Origin of the sequence: Ensifer sp. BR816 (assembly GCF_000378985.1) — a bacterium.
GTDB lineage: Bacteria > Pseudomonadota > Alphaproteobacteria > Rhizobiales > Rhizobiaceae > Sinorhizobium.
On record NZ_KB905370.1, the window covers coordinates 4,787,774 to 4,804,493 of the forward strand.

Sequence of the window (16,720 nt, forward strand, 5' to 3'; positions counted from 1 at the left end):
ATTCGGATGGCACCATGGCTGCGGGCAATACGATCGCCGGGATATTGTTCGACAAGGACGGCACGCTTCTCGACTACGTGAAAAGCTGGGTTCCGGTGAACTACGAACTGGCGCGCATCGCAGCCAGGGGCGACGAGAGTCTCGCAAGGGTCCTCCTCCAGGCCGGCGGCATGGACCCGGACACGGGCCATGTCGCACCGGACAGCCTGCTCGCCGCCGGCAACACGGTGGAGATTGCGACAGGCATGGTCCACGCCGGTGCGCCCTTCACGGTCGATGAACTGACGACGCTCTTCGATGGGTTGTTTGCGCAGTCCGCAGACTATGCGGTACCGGTGACCGATCTCGGCGCCTTTTTCGCTGCCCTGCACGCGAAGGGCTACCGCCTCGGCGTTGCCTCGAGCGACAACGAGCGTTCGATCCGGGAAACGGCCAGGCGCTTCGGTTTTGAAAACTATCTCCACTACGTGGCCGGCTATGACAGCGGCTATGGCGTCAAGCCGCAGCCGGGCATGGTGCTCGGCTTCTGCGCGGCGACTGGGCTGACGCCTCGGCAGGTTGCGGTGGTCGGCGACAACAATCACGACATGCATATGGGTCGCAATGCCGGTGTCGGCATGACGGTTGCAGTGTTGACGGGAACCGGCTCGAGACAGTCGCTCGCCGAGGCCTCCGATCATTGCCTGGCGGACATCACCGAATTGGAAGCGGTACTCTGAACGACGGTCCGCTGATCCGCTTGCCTTTTTTCCCGTTCTGAAGTCTCTTGTGGCGTCGCCGGTCGGCGGCCGCCAAGCGTACGCTCAGCAGCACCTCGCGGCGAATGGCCTAGCAGGCTGTTGAAAAAGAAGCTGGCCTGGAGGCTTTCGCCGTGATTCACTCGCTTCGTCGAGTTTTGGAGTGATGCATGCGCGGCGGCGATGTGAGGACGGGTGAACTCTTCAGCTATGTCGATCTGGAGGATCGCGTTCGTCGTGATCATCCGCTGCGGGCCATCCGGCAGATCGTGAACGACGCTCTGGTTTTCTTGGAACGGGAGTTTGCAGCGCTTTATTCACCGATCGGACGGCCGTCGATCGCGCCTGAAAAGCTTCTTCGTGCCATGCTTTTGCAAGCCTTCTATTCGATCCGTTCTGAACGACTTCTGATGGAGCGGTTGGAATACGACCTTCTGTTCCGCTGGTTCGTCGGCATTGGCATTGACGATCCAGCTTGGGACCATTCGGTGTTTTCGAAGAACCGCGACCGGTTGCTGGAAGGTGACATCGCTGCGAAGCTCCTCGGTGCGATCCTTTCGCAGCCCAAGGTAAAGCGGTTGCTGTCAACGGACCACTTCTCTGTCGATGGCACGCTGATCGAAGCCTGGGCGTCGATCAAGAGCTTCAAGCCGAAGGACGGCCCTCGCGAACCACCTTCGGATGCAGGTGGTCGGAATGTCGAAGCAGACTTTCATGGCGAAAAGCGTTCCAACGAGACGCATGCTTCAACGACCGACCCAGACGCAAGACTTTATAAGAAGGGCAAAGGCAAGGAGGCCAAGCTGTGCTTCATGGGGCATGGGCTGATGGAAAACCGCCATGGTCTGCTGGTCGATGCCTATCTGACAGAGGCCAGCGGATATGCTGAACGGGTCGCGGCGCTGCACATGATCGAGCCCTTCGCCGACCGGCCACAAGCGATCACGCTGGGTGCCGACAAGGCCTATGACACAAAGGACTTCGTCAAAGATTTGCGGTCGATGAAGGTGACGCCCCATGTGGCGCAGAACATCAACGGCCGCCGCTCGGCCATTGATGGTCGCACGACGCGCCATTCCGGCTATGGGGTCAGCTTGCGCATCCGCAAGCGCATCGAGGAGGCATTCGGCTGGATCAAGACCGTTGCAGGGCAGGACAAGACGAAGTTCCGTGGGCGCGACCGCGTCGGATGGGCCTTCACCTTCGCGGCCGCCGCCTACAATCTTGTGCGGCTGCCGAAGCTCATGACGGAGACAGGCTGATGGCGAGAGTTTCTCCCTTCGCCAAGGCTTTCGCCGGTCGTTGGCGCATCGTCGAGATGGACAACTGGGACAACGACGTCCTCGATCTCGTCGAAGAGGCGCATTTGACATTCCAGGGCACGGCGGACGGCGAAATCGCATTCGTCGCGCTCAGGGGCTTTCTCGATGTCCGCTACGGCGCACGCGATGGATCAGCCTGTGCGGAGTTCTCATGGGAGGGACAAGACGAGAGCGACCCGGTCTGTGGTCGCGGATGGGCAACTCTCGGCTCCGCCGGACGCCTTGTCGGGCACTTCTACGTCCACAACGGAGACGATTCAGGCTTCGTCTGCGAACGCGACTGACTTCTTCAACGGCCTGCTAGAGCAATTCCAGGAAAAGTGTGTAACGGTTTTCCGCCCGGAATTGCGTAATTTCAAAGAGTTGGATCATTTCACCGTTTCAATGAAACGATGAAATGATCTAGAGCAATTCCAGGAAAAGTGTGTAACGGTTTTCCGTCCGGAATTGCGCCGTTTCAAAGAGTTAGATCATTTCACTGTTTCAACGAAACTGTGAAATGATCGAGCAAGAGCCGCGGAGGCAACACAGTCGCAGATGGTTTCCGAAGCGCCTCCGTTCTGGTGGACAAAGGCCGATTGGCGTGCCTATGCGCTCTGGCCCTTCTCCTGGCTCTATGGCCGCGTCGCCGCAATCCGCATGGACCGGGCGCGTCGCGCCGCGCCGCCGGTGCCGCTGATCTGCGTCGGCAACTTCACGGTTGGCGGGGCAGGCAAGACGCCGACCGCCATCGCACTGGCGCAGGCGGCCAAGGCGCGGGGGTTGAAGCCGGGGTTCCTGAGCCGCGGCTATGGCGGCTCCCTGGATGTCACGACCGTCGTCGATCCCGGCCATCACCGGGCCCGGGACGTCGGCGACGAGCCGCTGCTGCTCGCGCGCGAGGCCCTGACGGTCGTGTGCCGTCGCCGCGTCGACGGTGCCCGCAGGCTCGCTGCCGAAGGCGCCGACATCATCATCATGGATGACGGCTTCCAGAGTGCCCGCCTCGCCTTCGATTTCGCACTGTTGGTGATCGATTCCGGCCGCGGCATCGGCAATGGCCATCTGGTGCCATCGGGCCCGGTTCGCGCGCCGATCGCCAACCAGCTCAGGCACGCGACGGCGCTTCTGAAGATCGGCCACGGCCCGGCCGCCGATCGCCTGATTCGCCGTGCGGCGCGCGCCGGCAAGGCCGTCTACGTCGCCGACACGGTGCGTCTCGATCATCGATCGCTGTCCGGCGTGAAGGTATTGGCCTGGGCGGGCATTGCCGATCCGGAGAAGTTCTATCGGACGGTGCGCGAGACGGGGGCGATCGTCGAGGAGACGCGGAGTTTTGCGGACCATCACCATTTTTCGGAGGACGAGATCGCCGATCTCATCGATCATGCCGAAAGCCGAGGCTACACGCTGGTGACGACGGCGAAGGACATGGTCCGCCTCGAGCCCGGCCACGGGCGGGCCGCCGAACTGGCCGCCAAAAGCCGGGTCATCGAAATCGAAGTGCGGTTCGATGATCCTCGGGCGCCCGCCAAGATCATCGATGCGACGCTTGCCGCCGCGCGGGCGCGCAAACTGAGCGCGGCCAGGAAGGGTTGAAGCGCTCCGGAGGCGCAGTGCAGTCCCGTCAGGACTGTTGCGTAGGCAGTCCGCCGGCACGCCGCTCCGCTTCGAGCGAGGCGGCCGCGTCGATATAGGGCTCCTGCCGCACCACGCTCCAATAGCGAAGCTCATCCACCGGTATCGCCTTGCCGGTCATGGCGCAGACGACGTGCGAACCAGCCAACACGATCTGAAAGTCGCCGTCGAGATAGCGGATTTTCGCTTCCCGGGAGGAGTTTCCGTCCAAACGGTTCATCATTTGCGCGCGTGCCTCGTGAGTGCCCTGCTAGCTGATCTATCCCGCCAACCGCAAAAAGACCAGTGAAATTCCAGGTCCGGCGCCATTGTGACTGCGGCCTCGTGCGGTCTGATGCGCGGTTTTCAACTGCGGCCAAAGAGCCGTTCGATGTCTGCAAGCTTGAGCTCGATATAGGTCGGCCGGCCGTGGTTGCACTGCCCCGAGCCGGGTGTGGCCTCCATCTGGCGGAGCAGCGCGTTCATCTCCTCCGGTCGCATCCGGCGACCGGAACGGACGGAGCCATGGCACGCCATGGTCGCGGCGAGATATTCGAGGCGGCCCGCGAGGCCGCTGGCCGTGTCCCATTCGGCAAGCTCGTCGGCGAGCTGTCGCACCAGCCCTGACGCGTCCATCTCGCCGAGCATCGCCGGCGTCTCGCGTACCGCGATCGCACCCGGCCCGAAGCGCTCGATCGCAAGCCCGAGGCGGAGGAATTCCTCCGCATGCGCCACCAGCCGGTCGCAGTCGTCCTCGGGGAGATCGACGATCTCAGGGATCAGCAGCGCCTGCGCCGGCACCGGCCGCGAATGCAGCGCCGTCCGCATTGCCTCGAAGACGAGGCGTTCATGCGCGGCATGCTGGTCGACGATGACGAGGCCGTCTTCGGTCTGGGCGACGATATAGTTCTCGTGGAGCTGCGCGCGTGCCGCACCGAGGGGAAATGAGGGCTCGCCGGCGCCGTTCGGGGTCTTCGGCTCGGCGGCTGGAGTTGCGGCACGCGCCGATGGCTGCGCAAATTCCGCGAATGCCGCTTGCGGTGCCTCGGCAAAGCCGCGCGCGGGCTCGTCGAATTGCATCGGCCGATAGGGCGAGGCGGCGGCGGTCCAGGGCGCCTGTGCTCTGTGCGGTTCGGCGCGATAGAATTCGGGGCGGAAGGCGCGCATCATGCCTTGCGTGCCGGTTGTCGCCGCCCGGTCGCCGCCGCGGGTCAAGGCCTCTCGGATCGCGCCGATGATCAGCCCACGGATCAATCCGGGGTCGCGGAAGCGCACGTCCGATTTGGCCGGATGGACGTTGACGTCGACCAAGGCCGGGTCGAGCAGGATCGAAAGCACCGCAACCGGATAGCGTCCCTGCGGAATGGTTTCGGCATAGGCGGCGCGAATGGCGGAGAGGATGAGCTTGTCCTGCACCGGCCGGCCGTTGACGAAGGCATATTGCTGCAGCGAGTTGCCGCGGTTGAAGGTCGGCACGCCGGCAAAACCCGTCAGCCTCGCCTCTTCGCGCTCCGCATCGATCTCGATGGCATTGTCGCGAAAGTCCTTGCCCAGCACCTGCGCCATGCGCGCCAGCCGGTCGTCGCCGGTCGTCGGAAACTCCAAGGTCGCGCGATCCGAACCGGAAAGTACGAAACGCACCTTCGGAAAGGCGATCGCCATGCGGCGGACGACTTCGGAAATCGCCGCGGCTTCCGCCTTTTCCGACTTCATGAATTTGAGCCGCGCCGGCGTGGCAAAGAAAAGGTCGCGCACCTCGACGACGGTGCCGACATTGGCAGGCGAGGGACGGACCGGATCGGTCCTGCCGCCCGTCACCGAAATCGCCGCGCCTTCCCTGGCGCCTGCGGTCCGCGTGGTGATCGACAGGCGCGCGACCGATCCGATCGACGGGAGCGCTTCGCCGCGAAAACCAAGCGTATGGATGTCCGCAAGGCTGTCGTTGATCTTGGACGTGCAATGACGGCGGATCGCCAGTTCGAGATCGGCGGGCGACATGCCGCCGCCGTTGTCGCTCACCCTGAGCAGCGTCTTGCCGCCCCCAGCCGTCGCGATCTCGATCCTGGTCGCGCCCGCGTCGAGCGCATTCTCGATCAGTTCCTTGGCGGCGCTGGCGGGCCGCTCGATGACCTCACCGGCGGCGATCTGGTTGATGAGCGTTTCCGAGAGTTGCTTGATGGCCATGGCCCATTTTCCAGGATTCGGAGGAAGAGGGAAAGGGGCTCCTGTGAGTGTTCAATCGGTGGGAGGGCAGAACTTGGTTCTCGTCGTGCAGCAGATGGGAAAAAATCGGAAGCCGATTTAATCCCGCCTTAACGTTCTGCTGCGATTTTCCACAACAACCTGAATGATCACGGGTTTTGTTCTTTGGAGCACCGCGGCGTTGCTGGACGCCGCTCGGATCCCGCCCGAAGAGTGCCGTAGAGCGGCCAGCCAGCATGTCCCGAAACAGAACCGCCGCTGCAGCGCCGCACCAGCTCGCTGCAATACTTCAGTTGCTGCATGGTTTTTGAAGGATCCCATGCAGTCGGCGAGACGAGGGCAGTGTAATGAACGATGTGGCGTCGGGCGGCGCGGACATCAACAGGATTGTTCTGGAGGCGAGTTGCGACGCGCTTGGCCTTGCCGTACTCGTCTGCGGCCGGGACGACAGGATACTCTATGCCAGCGCCTCGATGCTGCAATTCTTCCCTGTCCAGCCGCACCTGTTGAAGCCCGGCACGCGGCTTCGCGATTTCCTTGGCGCGGTCTACGATACCGGCCTTCGGCCGGGAACGCTGCCCGAGAACAGCCGGCGTCGTGCGAACCGGGAGGACTGGATCGCCGAGCACATGGGGCTCCATTGGCGGGAGCGCTACGAAAATGTCGAGCGGGCCGGCCGTACACGTTGGATCTGCCTGCGCAAGCGCCGCCTGTCGAGCGGCATCGGCATATTTTCGGTCTGCGACGTCTCCGACCAGAAGAAGCGCGAGGAACAGCTTCAGACCGACCTGGAACGTGTCGAACTCACCGAGCAGATCCTCGATGCCCAGCCCAATCCCATCTGCGTCAAGGATCGCAACCTGAACTACATAGCCGCGAACAAGGCCTTCTGCGCCATTCACGATGTGGTGCCGGAGGCGATCCTCGGTCGTTCCGCCTGGGATGTTGTCGAGGCGGAGCTTGCGGAACGCTTCGAGCAATCGGACCGGCACGTGCTGGCGACCGGCAGGCCGCACTCCGAGGCGGAGCATATCGTCCGTGCGGACGGCAGTGACTTGTGGGTCGTGACGCGCAAGTATCGCGTTGGCGTACCGGGCCGCCACTTCGTCGTCACCTGCATGAACGACGTCACCGACATCGCCGCCTGGTATCATGGCGCTGAAGATGGCGGTGGCAATTCGGGGCTGCAGATCCGTGACTACAGCATCTTCACGCCGGCGCAGAATTTCTACGATCCGTTCCGGGCGCTGAACGTCCAGCAGCTTGTTGAAACCGGCTCGATAATCGAGACGCTGCCGGCCCGCGGTCTGCGCGTGCTCTTGGCGACGGCAGACAGGGAATTGGAGGGGCGGATCGTCGCACGGCTGCGCGGCTCGGGCCTCGATGCCTGCGCCGTGAGAAATCTGCAGGAACTCGAAGCTTTTGCGGCCCTCGCAGAGGACCACGGCTTGAAGCTCGACATTCTGGCATTGGATACGGCAATTTCGGACAGGGACGCCATCCTCGCGGGGTGGAAGACCTGCCCGCTGCTCGAGGTCGCGTCGGATGCGGACGCCGCGACCCTGCTTGGCGAAATCTTCAGGGCCTGCACCGACCGGCAGCAGGCGGCTTCGCAGTTTCAGGAGGCGGATTGGGAAGTCTCCTATGACGGGGATGCGGCGGCTCTGTCGGAAGTGCCCGAGGTGGATGTGCTCGTCGCCGAGGACAACCAGATCAACCAGTTCGTATTCGCGCAGATATTGGACGGTCTCGGCGTCTCCTATCGGATTGCGGCGAACGGACGGGAAGCGGTTGAACTCTGGCATGAACTCCGGCCGTCACTGGTCCTGATGGACGTGTCGATGCCGGTCATGAACGGGTTCGAGGCGGCGGTTGCCATTCGCGGCGCGGAAAGTCAGACGGGGCGTCGCACGCCCATCATTGCGGTCACCGCGCAGGCCCTCGACATCGACCTGCGGCAGTGCGAGACGTCGGGAATGGACGATCACATCATGAAACCGATCAGTCCCGACATGATCGAAGCTTTGCTGCGGAAATACATGCGCGGCGCCACTCTGCGAATGACAGCCTGATCGGCCGGCAGCACCCCGGCGGCTTCGACTCCGTAGATTTGATGATCGGTCGATATAGGATTGTTAACCGCCGATTGGCATCGTTCGATGCAAGGTACCTTTCATGGGTGCCGCCACCGGGGAGAAACTGCCCAGTCGTTGGAATTCTGCAGTCCTTGCGCGCCGAACGCGCGGATGCTGTCGTTCCAGGCCTGCAAGAGTAGGGCATTACAGGAATGAGCACGTCAGCCAAACTGCCCTTATCCTGGTCGGACATCAGTTCCGATCGACGGGGCGTGCTGCGTGCGGCAGCGGCGCGCGCTGCGGCCGAGAGCGCCCCGCAATGATGCTCGCCGAGCTCGTCACCGGCCGACATGGTCCGGATAGGCCCCCTTTCGCCGATCCGCTGACGGGGCTGGGCAACGCACAGCAATTGCGCCAAAAGGTTTGCGAACTTGCGGCCGAACGCGCCAGCGATCCGGCGCCGTTCACCATCGGTCTCGCCAATCTCGACGGCTTCAAGCCGATCAACGATCTCTTCGGGCCGGAGGCAGGCGATCAGATCCTGTGCCAGGTCGCGCAACGGTTGAGGGCCTGCGTTCCGGAAGGGGCGACGGTGATGCGCACGGCCGACGATGAGTTCGCCCTCGTGCTGCCGCTTGTCTTCGAACGGAAGGGCGCCGAGAAGCTCGGCCAGATGCTGAAGGAAATTCTCTCCGCTCCCTTCGATCTCGGCGACCGCACCGTTCGGCTCTCCGCCTCCTTCGGCTTTGCCGTCTATCCGTTTGCCGGTGCCGCCTTCGAGGATCTCTTGAAGAGCGCAGACACGGCCCTTTACCGCTCGAAGCGGCGCGGCCGGGGCCAGATCACGGTTTATTCGCAGGAGATCGCCCAGGAGATGAAGCGGGCGACGCAACTCGAACAGGCCTTGCGCAACGCCATCATCGCCGAAGAGATCGACGTCCATTTCCAGCCGATCGTCGACCTTCGCAACGACGCCGTCGTCGGTTTCGAAGCGCTCGCCAGGTGGTGCGATCCGGATTTCGGCTATGTCTCGCCTTCGGTCTTCGTGCCGCTGGCCGAGGAACGCGGCTTCATCGAGGCTCTCGCCGAAATGCTGTTGCGCAAGGCGGCACAGACGGCCTTGGCATGGCCGAAGGAGTTGTTCCTCTCCTTCAACCTGTCGTCGGCCCAGTTGATGGACTCGGCGACGAGCGGCCGCCTCCTGGCGATCGTTAACCAGGTAGGCCTCGACCCGCGCCGCCTGGAGCTGGAGATCACCGAAACGGCTGTTATGGCCGATGCCGACGTGGCCCAGAAGATCGTCTCCGAACTGCGAGCGGCCGGCGTCCGCGTGTCGCTCGACGATTTCGGCACAGGGCAGTCGAGCCTCTGCCGGTTGCGGGATTTCTCCTTCGACAAGGTGAAGATCGACCGCGCCTTCGTCTCGCGGATTTCAGCCGATCGGGCCTCGGAGCATATCGTCAGGGCGATCGTGTCGCTGTGCGAGGGCCTGGAACTCGAGGTCGTCGCCGAGGGGATCGAGGATTTGTCAGAAGTGTTGAAGTTGAAGGCGCTCGGCTGCGGCATGGGGCAGGGCTACTTCTACGGCAAGCCAGCCGATGCGGTCGCCACCATGCGCTACCTCTCCGATCGTCATCGAGACGCTGCGGCACGCTGACCGTCGTCGCTGGCCGCCGCAGTGGCTGATGCCTGGTATTAAAAATGAAAAGCGGCGCCGTTGAGCGCCGCTTTCCGATTTGGCCAGTCGCCCGCAGACTGCTTACTGCTGAGGCGCAGGTTCTGCCGGTGCGGGTGCCGGGGTCGTGCCGGTAGCCGAGGTGGTCGACGTGTCGACCGGCTGCGCGGCATTCCGTTCAGCCATCAGCTGCGCCTTTGTCTTGAATTCCGGCGCGGCCTTCAACGATTCAGCCGTTTCCGTCGTCGTCAGCTTCAGGGCATCCGAGTCGGGCTGTTCGGCGATCGAGATGCTCTCGAACGGAACCGCTACGTTCTTCTCGCCGATGCCGAGGAAACCGCCGACTCCGACGATCGCAGCAGCGACGCCGCCTTCCTTCTCGATGATGAGGTCGTTGATTTCGCCGATGCTTTCATCATTGGCGTTGTACACCGACTGACCGATATAGGTGTTGGCGGATACCTGCTCTGCAGCCTGTTCGGTCAGGTACGTTCCATCGGAAGCGGCCATGGTCTTGTCCGCAGGTGCCGGTGTCTGTGCCTGCTCAGCCGGTGCCGGAGCAGCCGGCGCAGGTTGCATCTGCGTCTCGGGCGCCGGTGCCGGCGGGGTGGTCGTCTCCTGCGCGAAGCTCATCGGAGCGACGGCAACGCCCACGAGAAGCGCGCCGGCGGCAACGGAAGATATAAATTTGTCGGTCATATCAGTGTGCCTTTCGTTGACGTTGTCGGACAAAGCGCAGGCCCGGTGCTCCGGATTGCGCTGCGCCGGTGGTACTCAAGCAACGTCCGGCAGCGAAAACTGTTCCGGAAAAAGTACAAATATAAAGCCGGTGGTTGTTTCGGATTTGCATGCGCTCAACCGAGCGGTATGGCGGCCATTTGCGCCAACGCGGCCGAAAAGGAAACGCCGCATGCCGAAGTCGGCGCGCGGCGCATATCCATCCATTAATCTGCGGCCAAAGGCTTCAGTGGCTCTCGCGCAGCACCTCGTCGCCACTCTTGCCGACGAGGAAATCGAGGTCGGCGCCCTTATCGGCCTGCAGCACGGTGTCGTAATAGAGCTTGTAGTAACCGCGGTCCCATTTTTTCTCCGGCGGCTGCCAGGCTGCCATGCGGCTCGCGAACTCTTCCTCGCCGATCAGAAGGTTCAATTCCCCCTTCATCGCGTCGAGCCGGATGCGGTCGCCGGTCCTGACGATCGCCAGCGGTCCGCCGGCATTGGCTTCGGGGCTGACATGCAGCACGACGGTGCCGAAAGCGGTGCCGGACATGCGCGCATCCGAGATGCGCACCATGTCGCGAACGCCCTTTTCGACGAGCCGGCGTGGGATCGGCATATTGCCGACTTCCGCCATGCCGGGATAGCCTTTCGGGCCGCAACCCTTGAGCACGAGGATCGTATCCTCGGTGACCGGCAGGTCCGGGTCGTCGATCTTCGCCTTGAGGTCTTCGATCGTCTCGAAGACATAGGCGGGCCCCTCATGGGCAAGCAGGTGTTCGCTTGCCGCCGACGGCTTGATTACTGCGCCGTTCGGCGCCAGGTTGCCCTTCAGCACGCGGATGCCCGCGGCAGCACGCAGCGGATTGTCGAGCGGCCGGATGACGTCGTCGTTATAGACCTCGGCACCTTCCCAGTATTTGCTGATCGGGACGCCGAACACCGTCGGCGCATCGGCGTGCATCAGGTGCTGAATGCGGTTCATCACTGCCGGCAGGCCGCCCGCATAGGCGAGGTCCTCGATCAGGTACTTGCCCGAGGGCATGCAGTTGACGATGCAGGGCACCTGGCCGCCGACGCGGTCGAAATCCTCCAGACAGAGGTCGACACCGGCGCGTCCGGCGATCGCCAGCAGGTGGACGACGGCATTGGTCGAGCCGCCGACGGCGGCATTGGCGATGATGCCGTTCTCGAAGTTCTTGCGCGTCAGGAGCTTCGACAGCCTCAGATCCTCGTGCACCATGTCGACGATCCGCTTGCCGGTCATGTGCGCCAGCGCCATGCGCCGCGCGTCGACGGCCGGCAGCGCTGCATTGGTCGGCAGCGAAAGGCCCATCGCCTCGACCACCGAGGCCATTGTCGTTGCCGTGCCCATCGTCATGCAGACGCCGGGCGAGCGCGACATGCCGCTTTCGGCCGCCATGAATTCCTGTAGGCTCATTTCGCCGGCACGCACCGCTTCGGAGAACTTCCACACATCGGTGCCCGAACCGATATCCTTGCCCTTCCATTTGCCGTTGAGCATCGGGCCGGAGGAAACGACGATCGTCGGCAGGTCGACGGAGGCCGCCCCCATCAACTGGCCCGGCGTCGTCTTGTCGCAGCCGCCGAGCAGCACGACGCCGTCGATGCCATAGGCGCGGATCGCCTCTTCCACGTCCATCGCCAGGAGATTGCGGAACAGCATGGCCGTTGGCCGCATCTGCGTTTCGCCGAGCGACGAGACGGGAAATTCGACCGGAAAGCCGCCGGCCTCCCACACGCCGCGCTTGACGCCCTCCGCAAGGATGCGCAGGTGGCTGTTGCAGGGCGTCAGCTCGGACCAGGTGTTGCAGATGCCGATGATCGGCCGGCCGTCGAAGACATGATCCGGAAACCCCTGGTTCTTCATCCAGGACCGGTGAATGAAGCCATCCTTGTGTGTGCCGCCGTACCAGTGCCGGCTTCTCAGTTCTTTTTTCTTTTCGCTCATCCGAGCACTCCCTTTCCATGCGCGATTCACCGCATGGATTAATTGTATGACTTTTTCTCGGCGCCGCCAGCATTTGTTGAGATCGGGTACCGAATGAGAGGACCGCCTTCGTCGGCGGTTCTTGTCCTAGAGCAGGAACGCCGGCTCGAAACGGCCCTTGACCTCAATGCCGAGTTCGAAGGTCTTGCCGGCGTTGGGATCGGCGGAGCGTGCCGCGTCGTCGAGATCCTGCCAGGCCGAGGTCACCAGCAGCCTGTCCGCCCGCTTGCCGATGAAGGCCGGACAACTCGGTTGCGTCGCCGGCACGGCATAGTGGGCGACCTTCCGGCCGTCAGGCTTGTATACCTCGACGGCGCCGGCCCCCCAGCGGGCGTTCCAGATCAAACCGTCGGCATCGCAGACCGAGCCGTCGATGCCGCCGGGTGCCGCGCTCTCGTCGGAAAGGATGACAGGGTCGCCGGTCGGCAGGCCCGTTGCCGGGTCGATGGCGACGCGCATCAGGTGATTGACGTCCGTGTCGGTGAAATAGGCGGTGGCGCCATCCGGCGAAAAGCAGATGCCGTTCGGGATGGTGATATTGCCGTAGAGCTTGGTGATCCGGCTGCCGGCGACGTGATAGATCGCGCCGGCATGCTTCTCAGCTGTCCGCCCCATGGTGCCGATCCAGAGAGCGCCCGAGGCATGGACGCGGCCGTCATTCGACCGGTTGCCGGGCTTGTCCTCGATCGTATTGAAGGGACTGAGCGTATAGCTCGCCGTGTCGCGAACGAAAAGTCCGAGATCCGACGCGATCAATTGCCGGCCGGGATCGATGGTGGCAAGCACGCTGCCGAGAAAGGGCAGGGGATGTATGGTCTTGTGTCCGCTTTCGAGATGGAGCTCGTGCAGCTCCTGGCCCTTGATGTTGAACCACCAGGCGGTGTCGGTGCTTGGGTCGTAGGTCGGGCCTTCACCAAGCTCGGAGACGAAGTCGCAGAGAATGCGGCCGGAAAAGGGAACGAGATCGGTCACTCTTGGCCTCCATGGACGGCATCATAGGCCGCGAGCGTGGCAACTGCCCGCTGCCTGACATCCGCGGCGCTCATTCCCGGCTTGTAGAGGCTCGAGCCGAGCCCGAAGCTGCGCACGCCGATCTTGGCGTAGTCGGCAAAATTGGTCTCCGAGACGCCGCCGACTGCGGCGATTTCGAGGTCGCCCGGAAGCACCGCGCGGATGGCTGCAATGCCCGAAGGACCGAGGACACTGGCCGGGAAGAATTTCAGGCCGCTGGCGCCGGCTGCGGCGGCTGCGAGCGCTTCCGTCGGGGTGAACACCCCCGGCATCGTCACCATGCCCTTCGCCGCAGCAAGCCGAATGACTGACGGCTCGACATTCGGGCTGACCATGAGGCGCCCGCCGACGTTGTCAAGTTCCTCCACCTGCGCCGTCGTCAACACCGTGCCCGCGCCGATGAGGCAATGGGCAGGCGCCATCTTCACCGCAGTTTCGATGGATCGGAACGGGTCGGGCGAGTTCAGCGGAATCTCGATCGCCGCAAAGCCCGTTTCGATCAACGCGCCGACGATGCTTTCGGTCTCTTCCGGCTTCAACCCGCGCAGGATCGCAATCAGCGGATATTTCATCGGTGGCAAAGGAATGCGGTTCATCTTCTTCTTCCGTCAAAGGGGCCAAATGGCCTGGGCAGCGGTCGAAAGGCCGGCCCGCACCGCCTCATCGGCGTCGACGAGCCGGACTGCGAGCCCCTGGCTTTCCAGGGCCGAACGATAGAGGGTGCCAAGCCTGCCCGAGCCGACGAGGCAAATGCCATCGACCGAACCCGCCGAGGCGAGCGCTCCGGCGATTTCCAGACCGATCAGCGTGCCGGACAGGCGGGCCCTGGCGTCGGCGCTGCCCAAGCCATGGAGCAACTGTCCCGCCCGCACGGAAAACAGGAGGTTGGTCGCCAGCGCCGGCGTTTCCCGGGCCCGGGTGACCGCTTCCGCAAAGACGGCGCTGTCGGCGGCGATGGTATCCGCCTCCACCACCGCATGGCTCAGGATCGTGTGTTTCGAAATCGCGTCGAACAATTCGCCGGTCATGTAGGTCGAAAAGCCGTCGACCGTCTGGCCGGAAAGCCGGACCCACTTGCTGTGGGTGCCGGGCATGCACACGAGGTGGCGGCCACCGTCGAGCATGCCAGCCGCCCCGAGCAACTGCGTCTCCTCTCCGCGCATCACGTCCGGATGCCGGCCGTCGCGCTGTGCCAGGCCCGGCAGGATGCGAATATCGCGATCCACGTCCGGAACGGCGATCGCATTGCCTGCGATGGCGCCAAGCGTCGCCGGCGTATCGAGATAGCCCGCTTCCCGCCAGCCTTGGCGGGCGCCTGCCATCCCGCAGATGATGATCGGCAGATGGGCCGGTGCCGCAACGGCGGCAAGATGGCTGTCGAGGACGGCGTGGAAGCCGGTTCTGACCGCGGTCGTCATGCCTTCCGCGCTGCGGCGTTCGGCGAGCACCGTCCCGTCCTCTCCGATGATCCACAGGCGGAAGCTCGAAGTCCCCCAATCCACTGCGGCATAATAGCCTGCCGTCATCAAGACACGCCTCCATCGATGATCATTGCCTGCGCCGTCATTGCCCCGGAACAGTCCGACGCCAGAAAGAGGCAAGGGCCGACGAGATCTTCGGCGACCAGAACACGTTTGAGGCACTGCCTCTCCTGCATACGGGCGATCGAGTCCTCCGTGAGCCACAGCCGCCTCTGCCGTTCGGTGACGATCATGCCGGGCAGGATGGCGTTGACGCGGATATTGTCCGGCCCGAGCTTTCCGGCGAGCGATTTGGTGAGCCCAATGATACCCGCCTTTGCGGTCGCGTAGGCGGGAATTTCCGGCATGTTCAGCATGAAGGCGATGGACGAGAAATTGATGATCGATCCGCCGCCCGTCTGCCGCATGTGCGGTGCGATCGCCTGGGAGAGGAAGAAGAAATGCCTGAGATTGACCGCGAGGCTTTCGTCCCAGCTTTCTCCCGTCACCGCCTCGAGCGGCTGCCGGTCGTCCCGTGCGGCATTGTTGACGAGCACGCGAATGGAGCCGAGCGCCGCGACGGCAGCAGCGGCAGCCGCTCTTGCGGCCCCGACGTCCGTGAGATCGGCGGCAATGAATTCGGGCCTTTGCCCCGTCTCGGTGGCGAGCCTGTCGGCGAGCGCCCGGCTGGCGTTCTCGGCAATATCGATGAAGGCGACGCGCGCCCCTTGGCGCGCAAAACCCTCCACAAGTGCAGCGCCTATGCCGGAGCCTCCGCCGGTCACCAGCACGCCGCGATTGCGCAAGTCGGCAAACTGACTGCCCGGCAGCGTCATGAATACGACCTTTCCAAACGGGATTTGTTCCAATATGTGGAACGGTGTTTTATTTTCTGGAATTATCGCGCCAGGGCTTTTATCCTGTCAAGGTCGGAAACGGGCGAAAGCGGACGAAATGGACCGGAAGAGTGTAGCCGATCTGGAAAGCGACGGGCCGGGGACGGGCACGCTGGGGAAGGCGATGGCGGTGCTCGAGGCCGTCGCAATGGCCGACCGGCCCCAGCGGTTCACGGACATCCTTCAATCCGTCCGCCAGCCGCGCGGCACGCTGCATCGGCTGCTCGGCCATCTGGTCGACGAAGGATTGCTGGTGCAGCGGGGAGACCTTTCCTACGAGCCCGGACTGCGCCTCCTGAAGCTCGCCTATCGCTCCTGGTCCGGCAATCAGTTTCGCGATATCGCCGAACCGCACCTCCTGCGTCTGCATGAACTGACCGGCGAGACCGTTCATCTCGGCATATTGCGCGAGACCGAGATCATCTATGTCGACAAGGTCGAAAGCCGCCAGACGGTGCGCATGAGTTCGCAGATCGGCAAGGCTTCGCCGGCCTATTGCACGGGGATCGGCAAGGCGGCCCTGTCGTCGCTGCCCCAGGGCGAGCTGGAACGAATCGCGGCAAAGACGCAATTCGTTCCGTTCACCGAGCGTACCCACCGCTCTTCCCCATCCCTGCTCGCTGAAATCGAAGAGATTCGCCGCGAAGGCCATGCCTTCGACCGCGAGGAGCACGAGGCCGAAATCTGCTGTGTGGCGGCGCCGATTGTCGTTCCGGAGCATGAACTGGTTGCCGGCATATCGGTAACCGGGCCCTCCTACCGCGTCACCATGACGCAACTCGCAGCCTGGGCGGCGGATGTGCGCAGGGCCGCGGGCAAGATCGAAGAGGAGGTCAGAATCCGGTTGGGGCCCGGGCGCGGCGGTCGGTAGCATGGCTTTACGGTAAATTAGAAGTTTCGACTGGACGCGGCGACCATAGATCGCTAGCTTCAACTGACTGGCCCCGCCTCCACGACTGGTTGCAGATTCGCGGGGCCGGTTCTTGGCGCTGAAGCAGTTTATGACGGTGAACCAGCC

The 16,720-nt window shown here is 63.5% G+C and carries 15 protein-coding genes; 7 read left to right on the top strand and 8 right to left on the bottom strand.

The annotated features are described in order from the left end of the window. The first annotated feature begins 14 nt into the window (after positions 1 to 14). The 4 genes from RHIBR816_RS0122895 to lpxK all read left to right on the top strand — a co-directional run bounded on the left by RHIBR816_RS0122895 (position 15) and on the right by lpxK (position 3,637). Complete coding sequence (locus RHIBR816_RS0122895; protein ID WP_018238933.1) at positions 15 to 719, top strand: HAD family hydrolase; 705 nt, start codon at positions 15 to 17, stop codon at positions 717 to 719. 188 nt (positions 720 to 907) lie between these two features. Next, a complete protein-coding gene (locus RHIBR816_RS0122900; protein WP_018238934.1) occupies positions 908 to 1,999 on the top strand; it encodes an IS5 family transposase in 1,092 nt (363 codons plus the stop codon). Then, positions 1,999 to 2,343 carry a hypothetical protein gene (locus tag RHIBR816_RS0122905; RefSeq protein WP_018238935.1) on the top strand — a complete coding sequence of 115 codons (345 nt, stop codon included), beginning with the start codon at positions 1,999 to 2,001 and terminating at the stop codon, positions 2,341 to 2,343. The genes RHIBR816_RS0122900 and RHIBR816_RS0122905 overlap by 1 nt, the downstream gene beginning before the upstream one ends. A gap of 253 nt (positions 2,344 to 2,596) precedes the next feature. After that, entirely contained in the window at positions 2,597 to 3,637 is a 1,041-nt protein-coding gene (gene lpxK, locus RHIBR816_RS0122910; protein ID WP_018238936.1) for a tetraacyldisaccharide 4'-kinase, read from the top strand. Positions 3,638 to 3,665: 28 nt separating this feature from the next. Here the strand turns inward: lpxK and RHIBR816_RS0122915 are convergent, their stop codons facing one another. Together RHIBR816_RS0122915 and mutL are read right to left on the bottom strand one after the other, a co-directional pair. After that, positions 3,666 to 3,899, bottom strand: coding sequence for a DUF2093 domain-containing protein (locus tag RHIBR816_RS0122915; RefSeq protein ID WP_018238937.1), 234 nt, complete (start codon positions 3,897 to 3,899; stop codon positions 3,666 to 3,668). Positions 3,900 to 4,021: 122 nt separating this feature from the next. Next, entirely contained in the window at positions 4,022 to 5,839 is a 1,818-nt protein-coding gene (mutL, locus tag RHIBR816_RS0122920) for a DNA mismatch repair endonuclease MutL (RefSeq protein ID WP_018238938.1), read from the bottom strand. A gap of 365 nt (positions 5,840 to 6,204) precedes the next feature. On the opposite strand from mutL, the gene RHIBR816_RS0122925 reads away from it, so the two are divergent. Continuing rightward, positions 6,205 to 7,929, top strand: coding sequence for a response regulator (locus tag RHIBR816_RS0122925; protein WP_018238939.1), 1,725 nt, complete (start codon positions 6,205 to 6,207; stop codon positions 7,927 to 7,929). Between the two features lie 322 nt (positions 7,930 to 8,251). Then, positions 8,252 to 9,589 (top strand): bifunctional diguanylate cyclase/phosphodiesterase, encoded by a 1,338-nt coding sequence (locus RHIBR816_RS0122930; protein ID WP_018238940.1) that lies wholly within the window; start codon positions 8,252 to 8,254, stop codon positions 9,587 to 9,589. Between the two features lie 102 nt (positions 9,590 to 9,691). Here RHIBR816_RS0122930 and RHIBR816_RS0122935 read toward each other — a convergent pair whose 3' ends face one another. From RHIBR816_RS0122935 to RHIBR816_RS0122965, 6 genes are all read right to left on the bottom strand, one after another. After that, entirely contained in the window at positions 9,692 to 10,306 is a 615-nt protein-coding gene (locus RHIBR816_RS0122935; RefSeq protein WP_018238941.1) for a PRC-barrel domain-containing protein, read from the bottom strand. A 265-nt stretch (positions 10,307 to 10,571) separates the two neighbouring features. After that, a complete protein-coding gene (locus RHIBR816_RS0122945; protein ID WP_018238943.1) occupies positions 10,572 to 12,296 on the bottom strand; it encodes an IlvD/Edd family dehydratase in 1,725 nt (574 codons plus the stop codon). A 126-nt stretch (positions 12,297 to 12,422) separates the two neighbouring features. Beyond that, positions 12,423 to 13,307: an SMP-30/gluconolactonase/LRE family protein gene (locus RHIBR816_RS0122950; RefSeq protein WP_018238944.1), complete on the bottom strand. Its 885-nt coding sequence runs from the start codon at positions 13,305 to 13,307 to the stop codon at positions 12,423 to 12,425. Next, positions 13,304 to 13,942 (bottom strand): 2-dehydro-3-deoxy-6-phosphogalactonate aldolase, encoded by a 639-nt coding sequence (locus tag RHIBR816_RS0122955; RefSeq protein WP_018238945.1) that lies wholly within the window; start codon positions 13,940 to 13,942, stop codon positions 13,304 to 13,306. Before RHIBR816_RS0122955 ends, RHIBR816_RS0122950 begins: the two co-directional genes overlap by 4 nt. A 12-nt stretch (positions 13,943 to 13,954) precedes the next feature. Continuing rightward, positions 13,955 to 14,872, bottom strand: a complete 918-nt coding sequence (locus RHIBR816_RS0122960) for a 2-dehydro-3-deoxygalactonokinase (RefSeq protein ID WP_018238946.1) — start codon at positions 14,870 to 14,872, stop codon at positions 13,955 to 13,957. After that, on the bottom strand, positions 14,872 to 15,642 hold the full coding sequence (locus RHIBR816_RS0122965) for an SDR family NAD(P)-dependent oxidoreductase (protein WP_018238947.1): 771 nt from the start codon (positions 15,640 to 15,642) through the stop codon (positions 14,872 to 14,874). Before RHIBR816_RS0122965 ends, RHIBR816_RS0122960 begins: the two co-directional genes overlap by 1 nt. 118 nt (positions 15,643 to 15,760) lie before the next feature. On the opposite strand from RHIBR816_RS0122965, the gene RHIBR816_RS0122970 reads away from it, so the two are divergent. Next, positions 15,761 to 16,573 carry an IclR family transcriptional regulator gene (locus tag RHIBR816_RS0122970; protein WP_018238948.1) on the top strand — a complete coding sequence of 271 codons (813 nt, stop codon included), beginning with the start codon at positions 15,761 to 15,763 and terminating at the stop codon, positions 16,571 to 16,573. Positions 16,574 to 16,720 lie beyond the last annotated feature (147 nt).

What these genes read in the sequence shown, in the direction of transcription:
- RHIBR816_RS0122905 (WP_018238935.1), top strand. Translation starts at nt 1,999, where the DNA reads ATGGCGAGAGTTTCTCCCTTCGCCAAGGCTTTCGCCGGTCGTTGGCGC.
- RHIBR816_RS0122895 (WP_018238933.1), top strand. Translation starts at nt 15, where the DNA reads ATGGCTGCGGGCAATACGATCGCCGGGATATTGTTCGACAAGGACGGC.
- RHIBR816_RS0122970 (WP_018238948.1), top strand. Translation starts at nt 15,761, where the DNA reads ATGGACCGGAAGAGTGTAGCCGATCTGGAAAGCGACGGGCCGGGGACG.
- RHIBR816_RS0122900 (WP_018238934.1), top strand. Translation starts at nt 908, where the DNA reads ATGCGCGGCGGCGATGTGAGGACGGGTGAACTCTTCAGCTATGTCGAT.
- RHIBR816_RS0122965 (WP_018238947.1), bottom strand. Translation starts at nt 15,642, where the DNA reads ATGACGCTGCCGGGCAGTCAGTTTGCCGACTTGCGCAATCGCGGCGTG.
- lpxK (WP_018238936.1), top strand. Translation starts at nt 2,597, where the DNA reads ATGGTTTCCGAAGCGCCTCCGTTCTGGTGGACAAAGGCCGATTGGCGT.
- RHIBR816_RS0122960 (WP_018238946.1), bottom strand. Translation starts at nt 14,872, where the DNA reads ATGACGGCAGGCTATTATGCCGCAGTGGATTGGGGGACTTCGAGCTTC.
- RHIBR816_RS0122935 (WP_018238941.1), bottom strand. Translation starts at nt 10,306, where the DNA reads ATGACCGACAAATTTATATCTTCCGTTGCCGCCGGCGCGCTTCTCGTG.
- RHIBR816_RS0122945 (WP_018238943.1), bottom strand. Translation starts at nt 12,296, where the DNA reads ATGAGCGAAAAGAAAAAAGAACTGAGAAGCCGGCACTGGTACGGCGGC.
- RHIBR816_RS0122955 (WP_018238945.1), bottom strand. Translation starts at nt 13,942, where the DNA reads ATGAACCGCATTCCTTTGCCACCGATGAAATATCCGCTGATTGCGATC.
- mutL (WP_018238938.1), bottom strand. Translation starts at nt 5,839, where the DNA reads ATGGCCATCAAGCAACTCTCGGAAACGCTCATCAACCAGATCGCCGCC.
- RHIBR816_RS0122930 (WP_018238940.1), top strand. Translation starts at nt 8,252, where the DNA reads ATGATGCTCGCCGAGCTCGTCACCGGCCGACATGGTCCGGATAGGCCC.
- RHIBR816_RS0122915 (WP_018238937.1), bottom strand. Translation starts at nt 3,899, where the DNA reads ATGATGAACCGTTTGGACGGAAACTCCTCCCGGGAAGCGAAAATCCGC.
- RHIBR816_RS0122925 (WP_018238939.1), top strand. Translation starts at nt 6,205, where the DNA reads ATGAACGATGTGGCGTCGGGCGGCGCGGACATCAACAGGATTGTTCTG.